This window comes from Paenibacillus yonginensis, assembly GCF_001685395.1.
In the GTDB taxonomy this organism is placed as follows: Bacteria; Bacillota; Bacilli; order Paenibacillales; family Paenibacillaceae; genus Fontibacillus; species Fontibacillus yonginensis.
On record NZ_CP014167.1, the window covers coordinates 2,986,647 to 3,010,568 of the forward strand.

The 23,922-nt window shown below is 53.4% G+C and carries 20 protein-coding genes and 1 other annotated feature; all 20 genes read right to left on the reverse strand.

Translation table 11 applies throughout. The annotated features are described in order from the left end of the window. Position 1: 1 nt before the first annotated feature. On the reverse strand, positions 2-664 hold the full coding sequence (gene minC / locus AWM70_RS13560) for a septum site-determining protein MinC (RefSeq protein WP_068697211.1): 663 nt from the start codon (positions 662-664) through the stop codon (positions 2-4). A gap of 75 nt (positions 665-739) precedes the next feature. Further along, positions 740-1,273, reverse strand: coding sequence for a rod shape-determining protein MreD (mreD, locus tag AWM70_RS13565; RefSeq protein WP_068700668.1), 534 nt, complete (start codon positions 1,271-1,273; stop codon positions 740-742). A gap of 2 nt (positions 1,274-1,275) precedes the next feature. Then, entirely contained in the window at positions 1,276-2,154 is an 879-nt protein-coding gene (mreC, locus tag AWM70_RS13570) for a rod shape-determining protein MreC (protein WP_068697213.1), read from the reverse strand. Positions 2,155-2,227: 73 nt separating this feature from the next. Next, a complete protein-coding gene (locus tag AWM70_RS13575; RefSeq protein ID WP_068697215.1) occupies positions 2,228-3,259 on the reverse strand; it encodes a rod shape-determining protein in 1,032 nt (343 codons plus the stop codon). A 58-nt stretch (positions 3,260-3,317) separates the two neighbouring features. Next, a complete protein-coding gene (radC, locus tag AWM70_RS13580) occupies positions 3,318-4,007 on the reverse strand; it encodes a RadC family protein (RefSeq protein WP_068697217.1) in 690 nt (229 codons plus the stop codon). Between the two features lie 89 nt (positions 4,008-4,096). Further along, entirely contained in the window at positions 4,097-4,705 is a 609-nt protein-coding gene (locus AWM70_RS13585; protein ID WP_068697219.1) for a Maf family protein, read from the reverse strand. Between the two features lie 231 nt (positions 4,706-4,936). Next, on the reverse strand, positions 4,937-6,376 hold the full coding sequence (locus tag AWM70_RS13590; protein WP_068697221.1) for an SPOR domain-containing protein: 1,440 nt from the start codon (positions 6,374-6,376) through the stop codon (positions 4,937-4,939). A gap of 207 nt (positions 6,377-6,583) precedes the next feature. Next, positions 6,584-7,966, reverse strand: coding sequence for a UDP-N-acetylmuramate--L-alanine ligase (murC, locus tag AWM70_RS13595; RefSeq protein ID WP_068697224.1), 1,383 nt, complete (start codon positions 7,964-7,966; stop codon positions 6,584-6,586). Positions 7,967-7,971: 5 nt separating this feature from the next. Further along, positions 7,972-9,345 carry a bifunctional folylpolyglutamate synthase/dihydrofolate synthase gene (locus AWM70_RS13600; protein ID WP_068697226.1) on the reverse strand — a complete coding sequence of 458 codons (1,374 nt, stop codon included), beginning with the start codon at positions 9,343-9,345 and terminating at the stop codon, positions 7,972-7,974. A gap of 11 nt (positions 9,346-9,356) precedes the next feature. After that, on the reverse strand, positions 9,357-12,029 hold the full coding sequence (locus AWM70_RS13605; protein ID WP_068697228.1) for a valine--tRNA ligase: 2,673 nt from the start codon (positions 12,027-12,029) through the stop codon (positions 9,357-9,359). Positions 12,030-12,094: 65 nt separating this feature from the next. Beyond that, positions 12,095-12,390 (reverse strand) — a binding site (T-box leader). Positions 12,391-12,534: 144 nt separating this feature from the next. Beyond that, positions 12,535-14,127, reverse strand: coding sequence for a LysM peptidoglycan-binding domain-containing protein (locus AWM70_RS23280; protein WP_068697230.1), 1,593 nt, complete (start codon positions 14,125-14,127; stop codon positions 12,535-12,537). A 138-nt stretch (positions 14,128-14,265) separates the two neighbouring features. Next, entirely contained in the window at positions 14,266-15,234 is a 969-nt protein-coding gene (locus tag AWM70_RS13615; protein ID WP_068697232.1) for an RluA family pseudouridine synthase, read from the reverse strand. Then, positions 15,231-16,532: a glutamate-1-semialdehyde 2,1-aminomutase gene (gene hemL, locus AWM70_RS13620; RefSeq protein WP_068697234.1), complete on the reverse strand. Its 1,302-nt coding sequence runs from the start codon at positions 16,530-16,532 to the stop codon at positions 15,231-15,233. The genes AWM70_RS13615 and hemL overlap by 4 nt, the downstream gene beginning before the upstream one ends. Before the next feature lie 140 nt (positions 16,533-16,672). Beyond that, positions 16,673-17,674 (reverse strand): porphobilinogen synthase, encoded by a 1,002-nt coding sequence (gene hemB, locus AWM70_RS13625; RefSeq protein WP_068697236.1) that lies wholly within the window; start codon positions 17,672-17,674, stop codon positions 16,673-16,675. 19 nt (positions 17,675-17,693) lie between these two features. Then, complete coding sequence (cobA, locus tag AWM70_RS13630; protein ID WP_068697238.1) at positions 17,694-19,241, reverse strand: uroporphyrinogen-III C-methyltransferase; 1,548 nt, start codon at positions 19,239-19,241, stop codon at positions 17,694-17,696. A 6-nt stretch (positions 19,242-19,247) separates the two neighbouring features. Beyond that, positions 19,248-20,201 carry a hydroxymethylbilane synthase gene (gene hemC, locus AWM70_RS13635; protein ID WP_068697240.1) on the reverse strand — a complete coding sequence of 318 codons (954 nt, stop codon included), beginning with the start codon at positions 20,199-20,201 and terminating at the stop codon, positions 19,248-19,250. A gap of 5 nt (positions 20,202-20,206) precedes the next feature. Next, entirely contained in the window at positions 20,207-20,851 is a 645-nt protein-coding gene (locus tag AWM70_RS13640) for a precorrin-2 dehydrogenase/sirohydrochlorin ferrochelatase family protein (protein WP_068697242.1), read from the reverse strand. Positions 20,852-20,856: 5 nt separating this feature from the next. Then, positions 20,857-21,684, reverse strand: a complete 828-nt coding sequence (gene ccsA, locus AWM70_RS13645; RefSeq protein ID WP_068697244.1) for a cytochrome c biogenesis protein CcsA — start codon at positions 21,682-21,684, stop codon at positions 20,857-20,859. A gap of 14 nt (positions 21,685-21,698) precedes the next feature. Further along, the gene (gene hemA, locus AWM70_RS13650) at positions 21,699-23,081 is read right to left on the reverse strand and encodes a glutamyl-tRNA reductase (protein ID WP_068697246.1); all 1,383 of its coding nucleotides are present in this window, start codon (positions 23,079-23,081) and stop codon (positions 21,699-21,701) included. A gap of 217 nt (positions 23,082-23,298) precedes the next feature. After that, positions 23,299-23,916, reverse strand: coding sequence for a ribosome biogenesis GTP-binding protein YihA/YsxC (gene yihA, locus AWM70_RS13655; RefSeq protein ID WP_068697248.1), 618 nt, complete (start codon positions 23,914-23,916; stop codon positions 23,299-23,301). Between the last annotated feature and the right edge of the window lie 6 nt (positions 23,917-23,922).

The following is a 23,922-nucleotide window of genomic DNA, read 5'->3' on the forward strand; positions in this document are numbered from 1 at the left end:
TCTACACCCCTTTAAACACATTAAAGTCCGGACGAACTTTCCCGACGTGGTTAATTTTATCAATTTGCATGGAGCCTTCCTGCAGGAAAGCGAACTCCATGCTTGTCTCCCGGTTCTCCCATTCATCCGGAGGCCTGCTGATGACTTCGGCGATCCGAAGCTGGGTAGGCGCCAGAAAAGAGGCGGCGATCACCGCTTTCTCATTGCCATCCGATCCGGCATGGACCATTCCGCGGAGCGCTCCGATTACGATCACATCGCCGGTGCAAATGATTTGTCCTCCCGGATTCACATCGCCCATAAACAGCAGATTTCCTTCATGCCTTAGGATCTGCCCCGAGCGGACCATTCCGCAAACCGTTCTGATGGCCGGGCCTCCCTGGTCGTCCTGAACGAGCCCCGGGGTTTCCACTGACCGGATAAGCAAGTTGCCTTTCTGCTTCAATGTATCTAGAATCAGCGTTTTCTGTTCTTCGGAAATATTTCGCATGCCCATCTTCACGTCAACATGAACAATGGGACCTGTTAATATATTCTGATGGCTGTGCTCCAGCTTATAGCGCAGTTCATTCAAAAGCTCCGAGAAATCACATTGATCATCAAACAGGAAAACCAGGCCATCTTTGATGCCCTTGATCGTTACATGGTTGGATTTTACCGTCATTGCCTGTCCCTCCCACTATGTAATTCGCGCAAAGCCCTCTAATCTCCTGCTTTCTACGCAAATTGACAATGAACGCTACGCCGTTTCCTCTTTAGAACGCTGGCGGGAGGTTTTATTCTCCAGAAAACGTCTGAGCGGGACGTACACAACAAGCGCAAAGACGAAGTGAAAAATCATGTTTGGCAGCATATGGTTCATCAGCGACCAGCTGTAGGCCTGATGATTGAGTTCAAACAATTTGTAAATGCCGAACAGGAGCGAATCCATGAGCAGGCTTCCCATCAGAACTGCAAACAGCATAAAAGGAAGCGGAGTGCGATTTCCCTTGAATAACAAGCCGACTAAATAAGCCGAAAAGCCCATCGTAAAAGAAAATTGTCCGATCATCACCCCATAATAAATCACATCCTGAAGCAAACCGAACACAAGGCCCAGGAGCAGGGCTTTATGCCGGTTCTCATAAACGGAAACAAACAGGATCATGATATAAACCAGATGAGGGACAAGCCGGGTCTGCCATGCCGGAGGAATCAGCCAGGGCAAAAGGGCTCCCTCCGCAATAAACAACAGAAACAGCAGCAGAATGAGGAACACATTGCGGTTTTTGATCATCATTGCGGAACCTCTGGAGTCACCACTACAAACAGCTCATTCCAGTCGGAGAACTCCGTAGCCGGTTTAATATAAGCGGTATCAGTCAACCCGAATTCGCCGGCCTGGCGACTTTCTACCGTACCAATTACCATAAACCGCGGGAATTCCCCACCGAGTCCGGAAGATATGATTATGTCGCCCTTTTTCAACGGATCTTCACTTTTGATCTTCGTCATCAGGAACATGCCTTTCTCCTGATCATAGCTTTCAATCATACCGAAGGACTTATTCTCGTTGCCTTGAACCGTAGCTGCGATCGCATTAGAGTTAGGGTCCTTGGAATCAAGCGTGGTCAGCAGCTTTACGGTGGCTGTAAAATTGCTGACCTGGCTGATCGTACCTACCAGGCCTTTGTCCGAGGTCACAGCCATATCTTTTTTGATGCCGTTTCTGCTGCCTAGGTCAATCACAAGCGTCTGGTTGTCCGGGTCATTGTTAACGCTGACCACGTGGGCAATCCGATATTGATAATCTTTGTTGAGAAGCTCCTGTTGTTCCGTAAACTTCAATTGCTGATGCAAGCGTTCGTTTTCACGCTCGATAGTGTTGTATTTGGCTTTATCCCGCGTGTAATGGGCGAGCGCAATCTTGAGCTCCTCATTTTCCTTCTGCACGGAACGCAAGTTCGAGATATCTTCAAAGAAACCCGCGATATAGGAGACGGGCTTATAGACGATATACTGTACAAATCCGACGGTATCTTTGCTAAATTTCTCCGGCCAGGACAAACCTGCCCGCGGCCCGAGCGTAAAGCCCATGACCGCGATAAACAGGATCAAACCCATCAGCAGGAAAAACAGTCGTTTGTTGCCCAGTAATTTGAACAGTTTAAGCACCCTCTAACCATACATTTTCTCTCTCCCACTGCAAGGGTGGTTATATTTATTATGTTATATCGTGTTATACCGATCAGCGTTTCGAACGTCCGGACTGGCCTTTAGCTTTAAACATGTGGATGTTGTCCAGCGCACGGCCCGTACCGATTGCCACGCAATCCAGCGGATTCTCGGCTACAATGACAGGCATGCCCGTCTCGCCGGCCAGCAGCTTGTCAAGGTTGCGAAGCAAAGCTCCGCCTCCGGTCAGCACGATTCCTCGGTCCATGATATCGGCAGCCAGCTCCGGCGGACATTTCTCGAGCGTCACTTTCACGGCTTCGACAATCGCGTTAACCGTATCGTTCAAAGCTTCGGAGATTTCGTCCGAAGTAATGGAAATGGTTTTAGGCAGACCGGTTACAAGGTCACGGCCACGGATTTCCAGCGTTTCAACGGTCTCAAGCGGAAGCGCGGAACCGATATCCATTTTCAGCTGCTCGGCCGTTCTTTCCCCGATCATCAAATTATATTGGCGTTTGATGTATTGAATGATGGATTCGTCCATCTCATCGCCAGCCACGCGTACGGATTTGCTGGTTACGATGCCGCCCAGCGAAATAACAGCCACCTCTGTGGTGCCTCCGCCAATATCGACAACCATGCTGCCCGTCGGTTCCCAAACCGGAAGATCAGCGCCGATGGCTGCTGCAAACGGCTCTTCAATCGTATAAGCCTCGCGGGCTCCGGCTTGTTTGGTTGCATCTTCAACAGCGCGCTGCTCGACCGCCGTAATGCCGGAAGGTACACAGACCATCACGTTAGGATGGCGCTGGAACATGGAACGCTGCTTCTGAGCCTGCGAAATAAAATATTTGATCATCGTAGCGGTTGTGTCAAAATCCGCGATAACGCCATCTTTCATCGGACGGATCGCGCGGATGTTGCCCGGCGTTCTGCCGATCATTTTTTTGGCGGATTCGCCTACCGCCACAATATTTTTAGAGTCGGTATGGATCGCAACCACGGATGGCTCTCGGACAACGATCCCTTTCCCGCGCACATAAACAAGTGTATTTGCCGTTCCCAAATCAATTCCTAAATCTTTCGTAAAACCACCAAACATGCTGTTAATCTCCTTTTCTTGTATCGCCGCTGCTCGGCAGGATATCTGGACTATTATATTACATCAAACCTTGTTCCTTCAAACTGACAAAACGCCCGTCTCCGATGATCAGATGGTCCAAAACATCAATGCCGATAATGGCTCCGGCTTCACATAAACGTTTAGTAATCTGGATATCTTCCGGGCTCGGCGAAGGATCACCACTCGGATGGTTATGCGCGCACACAATCGATGCGCTGCTGCATTTCATAGCGGCGCGGAAAACTTCCCTCGGATGGACGATCGAGGCATTCAGGCTCCCCATAGAAAGCGTCTCTTGACCGATGAGATGATTTTTGGTATTCAGAAACAAACAGATGAAATGTTCTTTATTCAGGTAGCGGAGCTCATCCATAACGATGTCAGCCGCGTCTTTCGGACTCCGGATGATCAAGGCTTCCGTTCGGGTTGCACGCGCCAGCCTTCGGCCGATTTCGATGGCCGCAAGCAGCTGTATGGCTTTAGCTTCCCCGATTCCTTTAATCTCCATGATTTCATCCAGACTCAAATCGACAAGACCTCGGATCTCTCCGGCTTTGGCCAATAACCTTTGGGCGACATGAATCGCCGATTCCCGGCGGGTTCCCGTTCCCAGCAGTATGGCAAGCAGTTCAGCATGACTCAGCGCACCCGCTCCATATCTCATCAGGCGTTCTCTCGGTCGTTCTTCATGGGGGATGTCGCGCAGCATATAAAGCGGCGACTCCATCTTTTTCCTCTCCTCATCCGAACTCAGACTTTCAAATTCAAGCAAACATTCAAGTAACGTTTAGCTGTCTTCAAAAGTTTCATGTTCTTTCAAATTTCGTTTCCATTCAGCACATCAAGCTCAAATTCGGCAAGCATGTCCGCAAGCAAAGAGAGCGGCAGTCCGACAACATTAAAGTAGTCGCCTTCGATTCCGGTTACCAGCACTGCTCCAAGTCCTTGAATCCCATACGCTCCTGCCTTGTCCAATCCTTCTCCGCTGCTTACATAGGCTTGTACCTGGCTTTCGCTCAGAGGTTTCATAGTCACTCTGGTCATCCTGGAGCGCACCACCAAACGTCCGCTTTCCGCATCCAGGCAGGCAACGCCGGTGTACACCTCATGCTGGCGCCCCTGAAGAGAAGTTATCATTTGCACGGCATGGGCTTTATCTTCCGGTTTACCCAAAATTTCCCCATCGCGAACCACAACCGTGTCACTCCCTACGATAACCGCTTGAGGCCGGTCATTTAGAGAGTCATAAACCTGCCTCGCCTTACGGCTGGCAAGCTCGCACACAGCCTGTTCCGGAGACCAATGCGGTTCAAGAGTTTCGTCGGCATAGCTGGGAATTACGGAAAAGGGAATGCCCAGAACAGTAATCAACTCTTGTCTGCGGGGGGAAGTTGAAGCCAAAATAATGGATTTGGAGGGTTTCATAGTCAAACGTAAATTTCTCCTTCATTCACGTCTATTTCAGTAGAATTTGTCAGGCCTTTTATTATTCCATCTCAAAAAAACAAAATGGCATAAGTAGTGACAAGAGGTTACCCTGTCAAGCCTCGCCATTTTTTGACACTACTTATTATAAGGTTATTTGTCCCTCAATACAAACAAAAATCCGGAAGGGGAAAGTATTTCCTTTCCCTTCCGGATCACCAGCAGCCGCCTTCAATTCTGCTGGAAAAGCAGCTGCTCATTCAGCACATATCGCATCATGGAATTTTGCACTTCCCACAGATGGGATTTGGCTTTCGTTTTGTCAAACTGGAGCAAAGCCTCCACCGCGCTGTTCATCTCCGTTTCCATATTCTGAATCAGCTGTTTGCCGCTTCCGCTGAAACCGTCGCGGACGGCAGCCGCGCTTTGCGTAAACTGGACATGCTTCTCCTTCAGATCCGCTGTCAGATCGGCGGTTAGATCCGGCTGCTGCTCAAGCAGGAGCGAAGCTGAGGTTCCGCTGAGCAGCTTGACCAGGTCCGCGCTCTGCTGGGCATATTGCTCAAGCGTTCCCGCCTCCAGGCTGTAGTGCACGGAGGCTGTGGAAGGAATCGCGGCTTCATGCAGGATCAGATCCACCCCGTCAGCCTTCATTTCGCTGCTCAGCAGCTTGGCCTGCTCCCTGTCCGATGAAATAGCCGCATAGACCCGTTTATTATCAAGCGTATCCTGCGCAGCGGCATATCCTGCGTCCTGGAGTTCCTGCTGGGCACGGGTTACCCCGTCCTGGGAACTAAATACTCCATACTGCAGAAAAAAGTAGTCCTGAGCCGGAAGACTAATCTGAACGGACGCGCCGCTGACCTCCTCCTGCTTGAGCTCCCCTACGGCAGGCAGCGAATCAGCCGCTTTCTGGGCAGATTCGCTAATGGCGGCAAGGCCCGGAATCGGGAAATCAACTTCTTTATTAAACAACGATAGAACCACCATGCCGAACAAAGCCCCGGTAATGACGGCTCCGGTTACCGAACCGACCACTTTCCATCTCGAGCCACGTGCAGGCGGACGATGATGAACAGGATCATCTCTCCAAACAGGGCCTTGTCCGCCCCCTGCTTGGGTATAGCGGTTGTCCCGGTCCAATCGGCCTTCGGGCTCGTAAGACAGGATAGGCGGCTGCTCCCCTCCCTGTTCAATAACCGGCCCGCGACCTGCGTTATCCTCCGGCTCCGGATAACCGTAAGCCCCCAAACCGGAATGGGCCTGAAACGGATTGCCCATATCCTCTTCCGGCCAATTGCTGATCGCTGCATTCATATCTGCGTAACTCCGCCGCTCCGCCTGTTCTGCGGCCTTTGCAGCCTTCAGCGGCGGCCGCCCGCCTGACACGCCTCCCCCGCTGTCCCGATCCGGCCTGCGTCCACGTTCAGCTGTTCTCTTGCGGTCAGACATGCGGTTTAAATCAATGATCCGGCCTTGCTCAAAGCTCCGGTTGTGCTCATTCAACTCGGCTGACCTCATCTTATCCAAAGGAGCGGCCGAAGACGCCGAGTTCTCCTGATCTCCCGGTTCCATAGGTTGTCCGTTTGCAGGATCCCATAACGGCTCGCTTTGTTTTGTCCGGGTGGTCTCCTGACCATCAAAGCGGAACGTCATTCTGGCTTTATTCACCGTCACACTCTCCTTGTCCATCTTCTATATCACCAACCTATGAACAAGAACGGGAAGTTATGCCTTTAAAAAATAACCCGGCTGCATCGGCCGCAGCCATAGATTCTCCTCGCTGGCATCAGAGTGGGCATCATCCTAAGGCCGTTCAACACCAAAACACCCCAGCTGTCGGCTGCTGCCATTAGCTGGGGTGTTGTCCATTAATCGTTATTCCGCTTCTCGAATCTCCTTGGCCAGCGTATAGCCAACCTTCCAGATATCGCCGGCTCCCATCGTAAGCACAAGGTCTCCCGGCTGTACTCGTCCCGCCAAATCGGCGAGCACTTCCTCTTTCGTCGGGATATAACGAGCCCCGGCGTTGCTGTTCTGCTTGATCAGCTCAACCAGTTTAGAAGAGCTGACCCCTTCAATCTGCTTCTCGCCGGCAGGTGAATAGATGTCGGTAATGATCACTTCATCCGCATCGGCAAACGCCTTGCTGAACGCGTCCAGCAGGAAGAAGGTCCGCGTATACCGCTGAGGCTGGAAGACAGCCACGATTCGCTTGCCTGTTGCTTTAGCGGCGCTGATCGTCGCCTGAATCTCTGTCGGATGGTGGGCATAGTCATCAATGACCAAAATGTCCCTGGCTTCGCCCAGCACCTGGAACCGGCGTTTCGCTCCGTTAAACTGGTGGATGGCGCCTGCAATAGCCTCAAACTTGATGCCTGCCTCCAGACAGACAATCACCGTAGCTAGAGCATTGTAAACATTATGGATGCCCGGAACGGACAACTCAATGGTTCCCAGCTTCTGCTGGCCGTGACTTACCGCGAAGGAGACCTTGCGGTCGCCAAGCTGAATGTCACTGGCCATATAATCGCATTCCCGGTGGATGCCATAAGTCACTATATTGGCTTTAACCTGCGGAAGCAGCTCCAGCACCGTCTCATCATCCCCGCAGACCACGGCTTTGCCGTCCGCTTTGGTCTGATTCAGGAACTGGACGTAAGCTTGCTTCAGCTGCCCGAAATCGCCGCCGTAGTTCTCCAGATGATCGGCTTCAATATTCGTTACAACAGAAAGCGCCGGGTAGTAATGGAGGAACGAGCCGTCGCTTTCGTCGGCCTCTGCCACTACGTATTCGCCTTTGCCCGCTTTCGCGTTTGTGCCGATATTCATGATTTCTCCGCCGATGATATAGGTAGGGTCCGTTCCACATTCCTCCATGACCAAAGCGATCATCGACGAAGTCGTCGTTTTGCCGTGCGCTCCGGCAACGGCTACGCCTCTGCGTTCATTCAGCAGACGGGCCAGCATCTGGGAACGGTGCAGGATCGGGATTCCTTGTTCCTGAGCTTCTACCCGCTCTACATTATCTTTCGGCAGTGCCGTTGAATATACAACCATATCAGCGCCATGGACCTGTTCGGCCGTATGCCCGATATAAATTTTCGCCCCTTTAGCCGCAAGCTTCTCGGTAAGCTCCTGGGAAGCGACATCCGAACCCGTGACGGTGTATCCCATCTCCAGCATGACCCGGGCGATCGCACTCATGCCATAGCCACCGATCCCGATGAAGTGAACGTGTTCTGTTACCGTGTTTGACATTGAATTCACCAGCCTTTTTCAGAATCGGTTTGGTGCAGCAGCGCTGCCCGAACATCAGAAATTAAATACAGCGTACCGGATACGACCCCCAGATCCTCCGCCTTTGTCAGCGACTTCAGCTTCTCAAGAGCCGCTTTCCAATCGGGTTCCACGATGATTTCCAAATCCGGCTTCGCTGCCGTTCCCTTCAATTCCTCAACAAGGCCAAACAACGCCTCCGCGTCCATCTTCCTGCGAAAATCCGGCTCGGTAAGGATAAGTGTATCCACTATCGGTAATATATGCTTCAAGTATCCCTGATGATGCTTGTTGGACAGCATGCCCATCATTAAAATAAGTTTGTCGTACCGGAAAATCTCCGGGAGAGACCGGGCAAGCGATTCCGCGCCCTCCGGATTGTGCGCCCCATCCAGGACGATCCGCGGCTCCCTGGCCACCTGTTCCAAACGTCCGGCCCACGCCGTCTGCCGCAGTCCGCGGTTCACGTCTTCGTCATCGAGGATAAACGCCATATACTGGCGTAAAACCTCAAGGACCATAAGCGCGCCGGACGCATTTTTACATTGGTGTTCGCCCAGCAGGCCGACCTCGACCTCCATATCACGGAAAGGGCCTTTGAACCGAAGCTGCTGCTTGCCGTCTTTCAGCTCGCCGCGCTCATAGCTGAACTGTTCATCCATTAAATATAACGTGGAATGTTTCCGGGCTGCTTCGGCTTTAATAACCTGCACCGCCTCAGGCTGCTCGGCGCAGCTGACAACCGGAACGCCAGGCTTGATAATTCCGGCTTTCTCGCCGGCAATTTGCTCCAGCGTATCTCCCAGAATATCCATGTGGTCAAAGCCAATGTTCGTAATGAGAGAAACGATAGGCGTTACGATGTTGGTCACATCCATCCGCCCGCCGAGTCCGGTCTCCCAAACCACCACGTCCGGATAACAGACCTCTGCATAATACAGGATGGCCAAAGCGGTTGAAACCTCAAACATCGTTGGCGAGCCCAGCTCTGTCTCGGCCAGCTCCTTCACAACCGGATACAGACGATTGGAAAGTTCCAGCAGAACCTGCTCTGGTATATCTTCACCGTTATACTGAAAACGATTCGTAAATTTTGTTATATAGGGGGACGTATAAGTTCCCACGCTGTAGCCGCTCTCCAGCAGCACGCTGGTCAAGAAAGCGCAGGACGATCCCTTGCCGTTCGTTCCGGCCACGTGAATAAACTTCAGGCGGCGCTGCGGATTGCCGAACCGCTCCATCAGGGCGTAAATCCGGTCGAGACCGGGCCGGATTCCGAATGGAATCAGGCCGTTAATCCAATCCACCGCTTCACTGTATGTCCGCAGCGGCGTTTGCTGTTCCTCATCGCGCTCGTTCATCGCAGTTCACCTTACCCTTTCAGCTCTTCGATCCGGGCAAGCACCTTATCGCGTTTGTCCGCATAATCCTTCTGTTTGGCGCGTTCCTCTTCAATAACCGCTGCCGGGGCTTTGGAAACAAAACCTTGGTTGCTGAGCTTCTTCTCTACACGCTCCACCTCTTTGTTCAGATGGTCGAGCTCCTTCTCCAGACGGGCGATCTCCTGGCTGATGTCAAGCAGGCCCGCCAGCGGCAAATAAAGCTCGGCGCCGGTTACAACAGCCGTCATGGCTTTGTCCGGAGCTTCAGCTGCCGTGGATGAAGCAAATTCGGACGTGTTGCAGAAACGGCGGATGTAATGCGCATTGCGGTCAATAATGTTCTGCAGTTCGGCGGAAGCCGGCTTGATCAGCAATTCGACTTTTTTGCTCATCGGCACGTTCACTTCAGCACGGATGTTCCGTACGGAGCGGATGATATCGATCAGCAGGTTCATCTCCTGCACCGCCTCCGGAGCGGAGAGCGCCTCGTCGTATTTCGGCCATTCGGCCAGCGTGATCGTTTCGCCTTCATGAGGCAGATGCTGCCAGATTTCTTCCGTGATAAACGGCATGAACGGATGCATGAGGCGCAGCGTGCGGTCAAGCACGTAAGCGAGTACGGACTGCGTTTTGGCTTTGGCTGCCGCATCTTCCCCGTAGAGGGACAACTTCGAGAACTCGATGTACCAGTCGCAAAGATCATCCCAGATAAAGTTGTAAAGCAAGCGGCCCGTTTCGCCGAATTCGTAGCTGTCGATCAGGCGGGTGATGTCGCGCGCCGTTTCGTTAAAGCGGTGCAAAATCCAGCGGTCAGCCGTGCTGAGCTCGCCCGTAATATCGATCTGCTCGGCAGTTACACCTTCCAGATTCATCAGCGCAAACCGCGAAGCGTTCCAGATCTTGTTGGCAAAGTTGCGGGCCTGTTCTACGCGCTCCCAGCGGAAACGCAAGTCCTGTCCAGGCGTGCTGCCTGTAGAAATCATATAACGCATGGCATCCGTGCCGTATTTTTCGATAACTTCAAGCGGATCTACGCCGTTGCCGAGCGATTTGGACATTTTGCGCCCTTCGCTGTCGCGAACGAGACCGTGCAGCAGCACGTCGTTAAACGGCATTTTCCCTGTGAACTCGATGCCTTGGAAAATCATGCGGGCTACCCAGAAATAAATAATGTCGTAGCCGGTAACAAGCACGTTCGTCGGATAATAACGTTTGAAATCTTCGTTATCCTCATCCGGCCAGCCGAGGGTAGAGAATGGCCAAAGCGCAGAGCTGAACCAGGTATCCAGCACGTCCTCGTCCTGGCGAATGTCGTCAGTGCCCAGCTTCGCACGGGCTTCCTCTTCATTCTTGGCAACAACAAACTCGCCGGTTTCGTTGGAATACCAGGCCGGAATGCGGTGTCCCCACCACAGCTGGCGGGAGATACACCAGTCGCGGACATTTTCGATCCAGTTCAAATAGGTTCTCTCGAACCGTTCAGGCACGAAGCTTACGCCTTCGCCTGATTTCTGGGCGTTGATGGCCGCTTCGGCCAGCGGCTGCATCGCAACGAACCACTGCGTAGACAAATAAGGCTCAACAACAGCGCCGGAGCGTTCGCTGTGGCCGACCTGGTGCACATGTTCTTCAATGCGGATCAGGACGCCTTGTTCCTTCAGATCATTGACGATTTGCTTGCGCGCTTCAGCGCGATCCAGCCCTTGATATTTGCCGGCTTCTTCGTTCATCGTGCCGGATTCATCCATCACGATGATTTGCGGCAGATGGTGGCGCAGGCCCACTTCAAAGTCGTTCGGATCGTGAGCTGGCGTAATTTTTACCGCTCCGCTGCCGAAGTCTTTCTCTACGTATTCGTCGGCAATAATCGGAATTTCACGGCCGATAATCGGCAGAACCAGCATTTTACCAACCATATCCTTGTAACGCTCGTCTTCCGGATGTACGGCTACAGCCGTATCGCCCAGCATCGTCTCCGGACGGGTAGTAGCCACCGTAATGGAGCCGCTGCCGTCTTTAAGCGGATATTGAAGATGGTACAAAGCCCCGTTGACTTCTTTGTATTCAACTTCAATATCGGACAACGCCGTACGCGCTGCCGGGTCCCAGTTGATGATCTTTTTGCCGCGGTAAATCAGGCCTTTCTCGTACAGCTTGACGAATACCTCGCGAACGGCGTCGGATAATCCTTCATCCAGCGTAAAACGTTCACGGGAGTAGTCCAGCGAGAAGCCCATTTTGGCCCACTGCTCATGGATGGTCTCCGCATACTGGTCTTTCCACTCCCATACCTTCTCCAGAAATTTCTCGCGTCCAAGATCGTAGCGGGACAGTCCCTGCTCGCGCAGCTTCTGCTCTACTTTGGTTTGCGTAGCAATGCCTGCATGGTCGGAGCCCGGCAGCCACAAAGCATCATAGCCCTGCATCCGTTTGGTGCGGATAAGAATATCCTGCAGCGTGAAGTCAAGCGCGTGGCCGATGTGCAGCATACCCGTTACGTTTGGCGGGGGAATAACGATGGTATACGGCTCAGCGTCCTTGCGCTGGCCAGCTTTAAAAAATTCATTGTCCATCCAGTAGCGGTACCACTTCTGTTCCGCTGCTTTCGGCTCATAAGTTGTCGGCATTTCCGCCGATGCGGGTGTTTTTTGTTCCTCAGTCATGTTTGGATTACCCTCCTAAAATGGTTCGAAGATAATGTTGTAGAAATACAAAAAAGCCTTTCGTCTCAAAGGACGAAAGGCTTGATCTCTCGCGGTACCACCTTTGTTTCGGTTGAACAGGCAAGCAGCCGAGCTTATACTTCAACCCAAGTTAAAAGCAAGCAGGCTTCCGGACGGTTCAAACGACACTTCAGCGCAGGTTAACGGATGCGAACCGGCCTGATCTAGCCCTGACGAGGTCAGGACTTCAAACAGGCAACTAACGGGCGACTTCGGCCAGCTGTGTCCTGCGGAATCTCACAGCAAATAATTCCGCTCTCTGAAGGGCATACGGTCTACTATTCCCGGTCATCGTCTTTGACTATAGTCCATCATAACTTTCTTGTTCCCTATAGTCAATGCCGAGACGCGGAAACCTGACAAGATTTGCACGTTTTTGACGTGTTTTTGCTACTTTGAGCGGGGGAAGCCGTCCTTCAAGCTGCCGGGGATGCCGAAACCTCCCTTACGGCAGATACAGAACCTGGCCTTCCTCAATCGTCTGCTCCGACAACCGGTTATGAAGCAGCAGCTCGCGGGCGCTCATGCTGTAACGCTCGGCAATTTCATCAATGGTCTCTTCGCGCTGAACAATGACCATTCGTACCTTTCGGAAAGGCGTTGCCTCGTTCAGATTGGAGATAAAGGCCTGCTTCCACTGCCGCTCTTCCCGTTCTGCCTGCAGGGCTTCCGGCGAAGGTTCCTCGGAGACGGAAGCCTCCGCTTGTTCCGGCGCAGCCGAGGCAGACGCCTTAGAAGAGTGGAGCAGCTGGCTGAAGCCGAAATGACCGTTGTTCTCCGGAATAGTCTTGTTCTTGCTGCCAAGTGCAATCTTCATTTCCTGAGGTTTCTCTTCTTCGGCAGGCCCGGCTTCTGCTTCAGGGGCATTCTCCAATTCCAGTGCGGAATTGTTCTCGGCAGGGGCCAAGTTCTCCGGCTCCTGGGACTCCGCCGGTTTCTCCGGAGCAGCAGGAGCCTGCTCCTCGTGCCGGGCTTCAGGCGCCTGCTCCTCCCGTTCCGAGTCGACTGCGGAGGAGAAAGCCGACTGTACCGCCGTTTCCGCCTCTTGGCTGCTGATGTTCCAAACCTGAACCTCGGCTTGTTCGCGCGGAACCGTATCGCCTCCTGCAGAGGCGAAAGCCGGAGCCGCTGTTTCCGATGTTTGACTGCCTTCCTCGCTAAACCATTCGTCAGAAGCGGCCTGCGTCTGTGTTTGTTCCGCCTGACGCAGTTCAGGAGTCGCTAACGAAGCAAAGCTGATGCCGGGCAAACCGGCTTCCGGCTCCCTTGCCAAAATGGACGGGATGGCTCCAAAACCCGGACTCGAGGTTTCAGGAGCGGCCTGAGCAAACGACGGCTCCGTATCGTCTTGTCCGAAACGCTCAAAGTCCGGACTGCCGGCTGTCAACCAGGATTCCACGGCACCTGCCGCCCGCTCCTCTGCATCCTCTTCCGCCTCTGCGGACACTTGGACAATTTCCTGTTCATTCGCAGGGATCTGATTCAGGAAATCGGCCTGCTCCTGCTGAAGCGTCTGCTCCTGCTCTCGTTCCTGCGCCTGCTGGGCATCCGATGACGCCTCCTCCTGCAGGAAAGCGGCATCCGCCTGAATCCACGGATCGTTGGTGGGATTAAAGTCCTCCGGCACATACGACGCCGTATATTCCCGGCTGCTCCAATCCTGCGCAACCGGGGCAAAGGCAGCTGTTTCAATGCCTTGCAGGGACAAGACACCGGTCACGTTCAGACTCCGCTCGTTCAGCAGGTCCACGTCGAAATTTTCAATTTCAACCGAGATGTCCTCCAGGCGGTTTACCCGGTTCAGCGGGACCGTAATTTCAACCGGGATCAGGTGGGACAGCTCCCGGCTTTCGCCTTCCCCGCGGTAGAGGCCTGTCAGCAGCAAATGCCCCCGCAGAGTCGCATAATCATCGCCGGACACCACCTGGATTCGCGGATAAAGCTCAATTTCTTCCAATTCGTCGATGCCGACCTCTTCTGCCGATAAATGAACGCGTTCATAGATATCAAATCTCAAACCGTAAGACTGATCAGCCAAGGGTACATACCTCCTTTTTACGCTTGCCAAAACGGAATTCTTCGCTTGTAGCCTACAACCGAAGCTCAATCATCGCTCGTTTCTATCTATATGCCGTAAAAAGGAGAGCATGCCATTCTTTTTGTCCTGGCTGGAAAGTTACCTCCGGGCTCCGCCGCGCAGCTTCTGATCAAGCCGGACAAGCTCCTCCGGCCAAGGATCTGCAATCTCCAGAAATTCGCCGGTTAACGGATGGGCGAACTCCAGCTTTTCTCCATGCAGCGCCTGGTAATCCAGCAGGTTCACCTTGGCGCCATAAAGCTTGTCGCCGATCAAGGGATGACCGGCATAAGCCATGTGGACCCGGATTTGATGGGTCCTGCCGGTCTCCAGCCTCAGGCGGACCAGGGAAGCAGCCGATCCGGCTCCGGCTAACAACCCCGCTGCTGCTCCGGTCCCGGAACCGGCCGGGGCCCCAAAGGTCTCCAGCAGCTCCACATGCGTAACAGCCGATTTCCCGCCGGGCGTCACCCGCTGCCTGCGGCTGTTATGGCGATCCCGGCCGATGGGAGCATCGATTTGTGTCAGCGAAGGGGCAACCCATCCTTCTACCCAGGCCAGGTAGGTGCGTCCGATTTGTTTGAGCGACATCGCTTCATCCAGCTTTAATTGCGCCCATTCATTTTTGGCGTACAGCACCGGACCCGAGGTGTATTCGTCCAACCGGTGGATATGGCGGACGGCAATTTGCTCGCCGCTTGCCTCGTAATAAGCCGCAATTGCATTCGCCAGCGTCACCTGGCGTTCACCGCCATCCGGATGTACCTTCATCCCGGCCGGTTTATGAGCCACTAGGCAATAATCATCTTCGTACAGAATCACCGGCGGCTCACCCATCGGCTCAAACCCAAAGCCGCGTTCAGGAAATACTTTCAAACGCAGGCGGTCTCCCGCCAGTTTGATTTCTCCTTCCGCATTCAAACACTTCAGCAGCTTCTCCGGCATGCCGGCTTCGGTTGCCAGCCACTCTGCCGCCGCAGCCTTTTTATCTTCGGCGCCTTTCAGCGCTTTGCCGGGAGTCAGCTCAAGCCACTCTCCACGGCGTATCCCGGCTCCTTGCTTCATCATAGACGCTGCAGCGCGCGGCGGTGGGCTTCAATCGTGTCGTCGATATCGGCTTCCGTATGCACGCCCGAAACGAACATGCCTTCGAATTGCGAAGGCGCTACGCTGATGCCTTCATCCACCATAGCGGCGAAATAACGGCGGAACAAATCAAGATCGCTGGTTCTGGCCGTGTCGAAGTTGATGACCTTTTCGTTTGTAAAAAATGGGCAAACCATTGAGCCTACTCGGTTGATCGTGCACGGAATGCCGCGCTCCTGCGCATTTTGCTCAAAACCTGCCTGAAGGCGTGCCGAAAGGGTTTCAAGCCGCTCATAAACCTCAGGCGTCAGCAGCGACAAGGTCGTGAAGCCAGCCGTCATGGCCAGCGGGTTCCCGCTTAACGTTCCGGCCTGATAGATCGGGCCTGTAGGCGCCATTTTCTCCATAATTTCCCGTTTACCGCCATAGGCGCCTACTGGAAGCCCTCCGCCAATCACCTTGCCAAGGCAGGTCAAATCGGGCGTAATCCCAAATCGTCCCTGAGCACAGTTCAGCCCCACGCGGAAGCCGGTCATAACCTCATCAAAAATCAGCACGCTGCCATACTGCTCGGTCACGCTGCGCAAGTCCTCCAGGAAACCAGGCAGCGGAGGCACGACCCCCATATTGCCGGCTACAGGCTCTACGATCACGCCGGCAATTTCTTCGCCAAATTTCTCGAATGCCAGCTTAACCGTTTCAATATCGTTATAAGGCACGGTAATCGTATTGGCCGCCACCCCTTCCGGAACGCCCGGGCTGTCCGGCAGTCCCAAGGTCGCAACACCCGAGCCCGCTTTGATCAGCAGGCTGTCCGCATGGCCGTGATAAGAGCCTTCAAACTTGAGGATTTTACTGCGGCCAGTGTAACCGCGGGCCAGACGAATCGCGCTCATCGTCGCTTCTGTTCCCGAGTTGACCATACGCACAATATCAATGGAAGGCACACGTTCGGCTACCAGCTTGGCCATCTCGGTTTCAAGCAAGGTAGGCATGCCGAAGCTGGTGCCTTTGGCTGCCGTCTCCTGCAGCGCTTTAACGACTTCCGGATGGGCATGTCCCATGATCAGCGGACCCCAGGAGCCTACATAATCGATAAAGGAATTGCCGTCGATATCATAAATTCTTGAGCCTTGGCCATGATCGGCGTAAATAGGCGTAAGTCCCACTGATTTAAAGGCGCGAACCGGGCTGTTCACCCCGCCGGGAATATACTGTTTGGCTTCTTCAAAGGCCGTTCTGGATTTATCGTCGCGCCGTTTGGGTTGGTTTGTAGTCATGATATTCACTCCTTGTTATATGTAAGGAAGGCAGAGAGCGGTCCTGTTCTTCAGGGCTTCTGCCTTCTTGCTTATCCTATTTATCTTTACCCTTATTGCAGAATTTTTACAGGCAGGTTGTCCAGCTGCCAGAACTCAGCTTAAGCCTCCCGCAGCCAGCGGGCCATATCTTTGGAGAAATAAGTGATGATCATATCCGCGCCGGCGCGTTTCATGCCCAGCAGCATCTCTGTCACAATAGCCTGTTCATTGATCCAGCCCTGTTGAGCGGCCGCTTTCACCATGGAATATTCCCCGCTCACATTGTAAGCAACAAGAGGCAGATCAAACTGATCTCGAACAAGGCGAATGACATCCATAAAAGCTAGCGCCGGTTTGACCATCAGCATATCGGCACCCTCCAGTACATCGGATTCCGCTTCACGCAGCGCTTCGCGTACATTGGCCGGATCCATTTGGTAGGTTTTGCGGTCGCCGAACTGCGGCGCTGAATCCGCGGCATCGCGGAAGGGACCGTAGAAAGCCGAAGCATATTTCACGGAATAAGACATAATCGGAATATGGGAGAAACCATTTTCGTCAAGCGCAGCCCGAATAGCCTGTACAAAGCCGTCCATCATATTGGAAGGGGCAATGATGTCGGCACCTGCGCGGGCTTGGGATACAGCTGTCCGGGCCAGCAGCTCCAGGGATTCATCGTTCAGAACGTCCCCGCATATATGTCCGTCGCGCTCAAAGGTATGGACCATGCCGCAGTGTCCGTGATCGGTGAACTCGCAAAGGCAGGTATCGGCCACGACAAGCAGGTCAGGATAAAGCTTTTTGATCACACGGGTCGCTTCCTGCACAATGCCGTCTTCAGCGAAACCAGAGCTTCCAATGGCATCTTTGGTCTCCGGAATGCCGAACAGCAGCACAGCTTTGATGCCAAGCTCTACGATTTCCTTCACTTCCTGCTCAAGCGTGTCCAGAGAGAAGTGGTATACCCCCGGCATGGAGGGGATTTCCCTCTTAACCCCCGTTCCGTAAGCGACAAAGATCGGCTGGATAAAATCATCGACCGTCAATACCGTTTCCCGAACCAAACTGCGTATATTGGCGGATTGGCGCAAGCGCCGGTGACGTACGATTGGAAAAGACATGCTGCAACAGCTCCTTCATTTATTGGGATTTATGGTTTATTTCGCACAGCTCGTCAACGAGACTGTCAAGGGTGGCTTGCTCGGCTACAGCAGCAACCCGGAGGCCTGCCGCTTTTGCTGTTTGGGCCGTAACCGGCCCTATGCAGGCGATTGCCGACTTATTCAAAACTTCTGCAGGGTCGGAAAGTCCCATCCGGCGAAGCATCGCGATCAAATTTGTTACGGTAGAAGAACTTGTAAAAGAAATCATATGAATGCCGCCCTCCTCCAGGAGGGTAATCAGCTCGTCGTCATTTTCTTCCGGAAGTACGGTTTCATAAACCTTCATTTCGGTAACTTCCAGCCCCTGCTCAACCAGGGTTTCTGGCAGCCAGGAACGGGCCAGGTTGCCGCGGGGCAGCAGTGCTTTCTGTCCCGGCTTCCACTCGGAGCCAAGCAGCTCCGCTAAACCCTCAGCCTGAAACCGTTCCGGCAGGTCCTCGGCAACAATCCCTTTAGCTTTTAGCGCCTCCCGGGTTGCCGGCCCAACTGCGGCAATTCTGGCTTTATGCAGTGAACGGATATCGGCCCCTGCCTCAATCAGATGACGGAAGAAGAAGTCCACGCCGTTAACGCTCGTAAAAAAAAGCCAGTCATAGCCGCTTAAGCCTGCCAAAGCCTGACGGTTATGCCGAAGCGTCTCTTCATCCCGCGGCATCACGGTTTCGATCACCGGGCATTCATACGGTTCTCCGCCCAGTTCTTCAATCCTCCGCACTAGTTGGCTCGCCTGCGATCTGGAGCGCGTGACGAGCACGCGTCTGCCGAACAGCGGCAGCTCCTCTGCCCAGCTCAGCGCCCCGCGCTGCAGCACCGCTTCTCCGACCACGATGACAGCCGGTGGCTGGAAATCGGCTTGGGCTACCTTTTCCTCAATATCCGCCAAGGTCCCGGTCAAGGTCTCCTGTTCCGCTCTTGTTCCCCAGCGGATCAAAGCGACAGGCGTTTCAGGAGGCCGGCCATGCTCAATCAGCTGCCTGCTGATATAGCCGATTTTGGCGACCCCCATCATAAATATCAGCGTTCCGGTAGCCTGCGTGACCTTATCCCATTTGATGGAATGATCCAGCTTGTCCGGACTTTCGTGTCCGGTGATGATCGACAGCGAGGAGGCCAGCTCCCGGTGCGTAACGGGAATGCCGGCATACGCCGGAACGGCGATAGCCGAAGTCACGCCCGGCACGATTTCAAAAGAGATGCCATGCTGGCGCAGCAGTCCGGCTTCTTCGCCCACGCGGCCAAAGATGGTTGGATCTCCGCCTTTCAGCCGGACGACATTTTTCCCTTGCAGCGCCAAATCGGCCAACAGCCGGTTGATTTCGTCCTGCTTCATCGTATGGCGGTCAGGCCTTTTACCCACATAAATCTTGTCCGCCCCAGGCTTCATCCGCTTCAGCAGTGACGGGTTCGCCAGACGATCGTAAACCACGACATCGGCCTGTTCGATACACTGTAACCCCTTAACGGTAATCAGCCGCGCATCGCCTGGACCCGCGCCTACCAGATATACTTTCCCTTTCCCCGCCATCCGATATCATCTCCTAATTTCAGCCAGAATATCTCCTGCCCCTTGAGCCATCAGTTTGTCAGCTACTTCCTTGCCCAGCTTCTCCGGATCGGTTCCCTGACTCCGCTCTCTCAGCACCTTGCCCCCGTTCGGCGAACCGACCATGCCGGTTAAGCTTAGGACAGGCGCCGCCGAGCGATCGGAAGGAACCGAAAGCTCTGCAAAAGCACCAATCGGAATCTGGCAGCCCCCGTTAAGCTCTGCCAGGAAACGCCGTTCAGCCTGAACGGTAAGCGCGGTTCCCGGATCATTGTACAGCGACAGCAGGCGACGGACCTCTTCGTCCCCTTCCCGGCATTCAATGCCAAGCGCTCCTTGGCCTACCGCCGGAATACAGATATCCGCCGGCAGATAGTAGCTGATCCGGTCGCTCCAGCCCATCCGCTGAAGTCCCGCAGCGGCCAAAATAATCGCATCAAATCCTTCCGTCTCCAGCTTGCGGAGCCTGGAGTCGATATTGCCGCGCAGCGACTCGATCCGGAAGTCAGGTCTTACCGCCATAAGCTGGCTTGCCCGGCGCAGACTACTGGTTCCTACTTTGGCGTTCTCGGGCAAATCCATCAGAGACGCAAGCCCCTCCTGCTTGGTAATCAGTGCATCCCGCACATCCGCGCGGCGGGGAACCGCCCCGTTGATCAACCCTTCCGGCAGCCAGGCCGGCATATCCTTCATACTGTGTACGGCCATATCAATTTCTTTGTCCAGCATGGCTTGTTCAATCTCTTTCACGAACAGTCCTTTGCCGCCCACCTTGGATAAAGTCACATCCAGGATCTGGTCTCCACGGGTTACAATTTTGCGGATTTCAAATTGAAACGGCAGATTATGTTCCTCGCAAATCCGGGTCAAATCATCAATCACCTGACCAGTTTGAGTTAAAGCCAGCTGACTTTGTCTGGTACCTACTATAATCGTCCGCATGCTGTTCATCCTTTCACAATCCATTCATCTATTTGTCCCTCAGACCAGATTTGAAATTCTCCTGCTCTGATTTGTTCCCATATATCCAGTTCGCCCAGCTTGTTCATCAGATAGAGCCTTTTGGCAGGATCGTCGACCTGTCGTTTCACCCGCTCTCTGACCTTGCGGCAGAACTCCAGGTACAAAGCATATTCATCTCCGAAACGGGCATTGAGCTCATCGGTTATGCCGCGTACCAGGACCGGACTTGCTCCGGACGCCGAGACCGATATTACCAGATCTCCGCGGCGAATTACAGTCGGCGTAATAAAATTCCCCTCCGAAGAACGTGTTGCCACGTTCACGGGAATATTCAGCTCCCTCGCTTCTTGGGCAAGGTTTCGGTTAACCATTGGATCCGGCGTACAGGCGTAGACAAGCGCAGCCTTTAATGCCTTTAAATCCCCGGCCTGATAAGGCCGGTTCATCCAAATGATCTCCCCTAGCTGCCATTTCTGCTCAAGACTGGGACCCAGCTGCGGACTGATCACCGTTAGCTCAGCTCCTCCTTCGAGCAGCGGAGCGGCTTTCCGCGCTGCTATTCGGCCACCGCCGACTATTACGGCCTTTAATCCTTCACAATCGAGCATAATCGGAATATAGTGCGCCATCGCCGTTACCCCCAGTTCCAGCTATGAAAGGACGAAATTGAATTACTCAGAAAATTCATAATAAGTACAGCATAACCCAGCAACACCCATTTGGCCATGGATACACCAGTTGCCCTTTTGTGTCTTCGGATCAGGAAATACAGCAGATAAATAACAAAGCCGGCAAAGGTGAGCACCAGCTTGAAATCAAGGAACCCTCTCCAGTTTCCTTCCCAAACCATAACCACTCCCGCTATCAGCAGGGAGACCGCCAGCAGGCAAACGCCCCACAAAACGGCAGCCGGTATATAGCTGTCCAAAGCTTCAAGACTCGGCAGGCGGCGCAGAATATCGCCCCATTTCTTTTCCTTGAGCCGGTAATGCAGAAACAGATATAAGACAGCCAGCACGGCAGCGAGCGTCAAAGCTGCAAAACTGACGCCGGCCAGCACAATATGCAGCGTCAGCAGGCTGTGAAGCGTATAACCGGAAACATAAGCCTCCTGTCCCTCCGGGGACCCCAGCCTGCTCGCCGTAAGCAGCACAAATCCGATGAGACTGACGAGCATGACCGCCAATTCCGTTCGAGGCAGAAAAGTAAGAATGATAGAGGCGAGCATCAGGCAAAGAGAGACAAGCTGCAAATAATCATAAGCGGAAAAAAAGGCGGCCAGCCCTTCTTCCGCGATCCTGATCCCGAAAATGGCCAGCATCAAAAACAAAGAACATGTAAGAAGCCCTGTGCCCATCCGTTTGGCTCCCGGATTGCGGTAAAAGCAATTCGAGAAGTAAAACAGAAGGCTCAGGGCATAGATATAAACTACCGCATCATCAATGATCGCAAGCTGCGTCAAGGCTGCTCACCGCCTTATACGGACATCTGTGCCACAGGATAGGTAACCTTGCCCGGTGCCGAAGAGGACCGGCCGCTGCGTTCTTCTCCCGCTTCCCTGGCTTCGGACGGCTTCCGGCCGTCTTCCTGCAGCTGGTCTTCCAGCGCAAAAATTTGGCTGAACATATCCAAAGCGTCGCCGCCGTTCTTCTCGGCAGCCATTTCTTTAATTCGGTTGATCGGGTCAGACATCATTTGGTTAACAATGCTTCGGGTCAAACGGCGGATCACCGTCCGCTGATGTTCGTCCAGCTCCGGCAGCTTGTTGAACAAGCTCTGCAGCGTATCTTCATGAATGGTTGTCGCCTTCTGCTGCAGGGCGCGAATGACAGGTCTAACTCCCAGCGTCTGCAGCCACAAGGCAAAAGCGTCCATTTCCTGTGCGATCATCACTTCGATCTTGGTCGCTTCGCTGCGCCGCATCTCCAGATTGCTTTCCACAATTCCTTCCAGGTCATCAATATCGTAGAGAAAGACATTGGATACATTGGAAATCTGCGGGTCCAAATCGCGCGGCACCGCTATGTCGATCATAAACAAAGGCCGAGAAGGCCGCCGCTTCATAACTGCTGCTACCTGCGGCGATTTCAACACGTAGCTGTCCGACCCCGTCGAGCTGATTACGATGTCTACATCCCCAAGACGGCTGGCGGCCTGCTCCAGCGTGCAAGGCGTGCCTTCAAACTTTGAGGCCAGCTCCTCCGCGCGCTCAAGCGTGCGGTTGGCGACAATCACCTCGTCCGCTCCGTTCGCGTAGAGATGTTTCACGGTGAGCTCGCTCATTTTACCAGCGCCGAGAATCAGCACCTTTTTACCGGAAAAAGAGCCGAATATCCGCTTGCCCAGCTCAACGGCCGCATAGCTGACCGAAACCGCGCTTTCGCCAATCGACGTTTCCGAATGGGCTCTCTTGCCCAAAGTAATGACCTGTTTAAACAGCATATTAAAAAAGGTGCCCGTCGCCTTCTCCTGCTGCGCCAGTAAAAAAGCGCTTTTGACCTGGCCGAGAATCTGCGTTTCGCCAAGGACCATGGAATCCAGCCCCGCCGCAACCCGGAACAGATGCTCGATCGCCTGGTCTTCTTCATAGATATATAAATGCTGCGTAAACTCGGTGCGCTGCACGCCAAACCACTGCTCCATAAAGCTGCGGATATAATGAGCGCACATCGGCAACCTGTCCACAACGACATAAAACTCAGTACGGTTACAGGTGGCAAGAAGAACGGCTTCCAATACACCTTTGATTTGTTTTAACTCCGCAAGCGCTTTGGGCAGATCTGCATCTGCAAAAGTAAACTTCTCCCTTACCTCTACCGGCGCAGTGCGATAGTTTAGTCCAACTGCCATCACGTGCATTGTAAGTTTCACCTGCCTAAATAAATTACGAAAAATCCGTGTCTCAAACAATGTTAATTATATCACACAAAATCAGAAGCATCCCGAGTTGAATATGAAATGTTTATGAAAAGTAGATGAGTTTCAAAGATCAACGGCGGCAGTTAATAGCGTTACCTTTCCACAAAAAAATAACCGCGGATTCAAAAAATCCACAGTTATTTCACTTTTCCCGGCTTTAATTCTCTTCTTCCTCTTCGAGCTCCTCCTGTTCGCCGGCATACCTGCCGATGATTTCCCATAGCTCGTCTTTGCCGATTCCTTCTTCCGCCGAGAACATGACAAAAGGATCTCCACCGCGCATGAGCAGGTCCTGCTTGACGATTTTGACATGCTTCTGCCAGCGGCTCTTTGGAATTTTATCCGCTTTGGTCGCCACGACGCACACCGGCAGCCCATTCGCCTTCAGCCAGTCGTACATCAGAATGTCATCTTTGGAAGGCGGATGACGAAGGTCGATCACCTGGATGACCAGCTTCAGCGGTCCCCGGTTCAGCAAATAATCTTCGATCATTTTGCCCCAAACCGCGCGCAGCGTCTTCGACACTTTGGCATAACCATATCCCGGCACGTCGACGAAATACAGATGGTCATTGATCCGGTAATAGTTCAGATGCTGGGTTTTCCCGGGCGTCGAGCTTGTTCGAGCCAGGTTCTTGCGGGAAATCATCCGGTTGATCAGCGAAGACTTGCCTACATTCGAACGCCCTGCCAGAGCGATTTCCGGCAAGGCGTCTTCAGGATACTGATCAGGCCGGACCGCACTAATAATAAATTCGGCCTTGTTTACTTTCATTGTTAT

What these genes read in the sequence shown, in the direction of transcription:
- AWM70_RS13615 (WP_068697232.1), bottom strand. Translation starts at nt 15,234, where the DNA reads ATGATGAAGCAAGGAGCCGGGATACGCCGTGGAGAGTGGCTTGAGCTG.
- AWM70_RS13575 (WP_068697215.1), bottom strand. Translation starts at nt 3,259, where the DNA reads ATGTTTGGTGGTTTTACGAAAGATTTAGGAATTGATTTGGGAACGGCA.
- AWM70_RS13600 (WP_068697226.1), bottom strand. Translation starts at nt 9,345, where the DNA reads ATGAACGAGCGCGATGAGGAACAGCAAACGCCGCTGCGGACATACAGT.
- cobA (WP_068697238.1), bottom strand. Translation starts at nt 19,241, where the DNA reads ATGGCGGGGAAAGGGAAAGTATATCTGGTAGGCGCGGGTCCAGGCGAT.
- radC (WP_068697217.1), bottom strand. Translation starts at nt 4,007, where the DNA reads ATGGAGTCGCCGCTTTATATGCTGCGCGACATCCCCCATGAAGAACGA.
- hemB (WP_068697236.1), bottom strand. Translation starts at nt 17,674, where the DNA reads ATGTCTTTTCCAATCGTACGTCACCGGCGCTTGCGCCAATCCGCCAAT.
- AWM70_RS13585 (WP_068697219.1), bottom strand. Translation starts at nt 4,705, where the DNA reads ATGAAACCCTCCAAATCCATTATTTTGGCTTCAACTTCCCCCCGCAGA.
- minC (WP_068697211.1), bottom strand. Translation starts at nt 664, where the DNA reads ATGACGGTAAAATCCAACCATGTAACGATCAAGGGCATCAAAGATGGC.
- AWM70_RS13640 (WP_068697242.1), bottom strand. Translation starts at nt 20,851, where the DNA reads ATGGCGCACTATATTCCGATTATGCTCGATTGTGAAGGATTAAAGGCC.
- AWM70_RS13605 (WP_068697228.1), bottom strand. Translation starts at nt 12,029, where the DNA reads ATGACTGAGGAACAAAAAACACCCGCATCGGCGGAAATGCCGACAACT.
- hemL (WP_068697234.1), bottom strand. Translation starts at nt 16,532, where the DNA reads ATGACTACAAACCAACCCAAACGGCGCGACGATAAATCCAGAACGGCC.
- murC (WP_068697224.1), bottom strand. Translation starts at nt 7,966, where the DNA reads ATGTCAAACACGGTAACAGAACACGTTCACTTCATCGGGATCGGTGGC.
- yihA (WP_068697248.1), bottom strand. Translation starts at nt 23,916, where the DNA reads ATGAAAGTAAACAAGGCCGAATTTATTATTAGTGCGGTCCGGCCTGAT.
- hemC (WP_068697240.1), bottom strand. Translation starts at nt 20,201, where the DNA reads ATGCGGACGATTATAGTAGGTACCAGACAAAGTCAGCTGGCTTTAACT.
- hemA (WP_068697246.1), bottom strand. Translation starts at nt 23,081, where the DNA reads ATGCACGTGATGGCAGTTGGACTAAACTATCGCACTGCGCCGGTAGAG.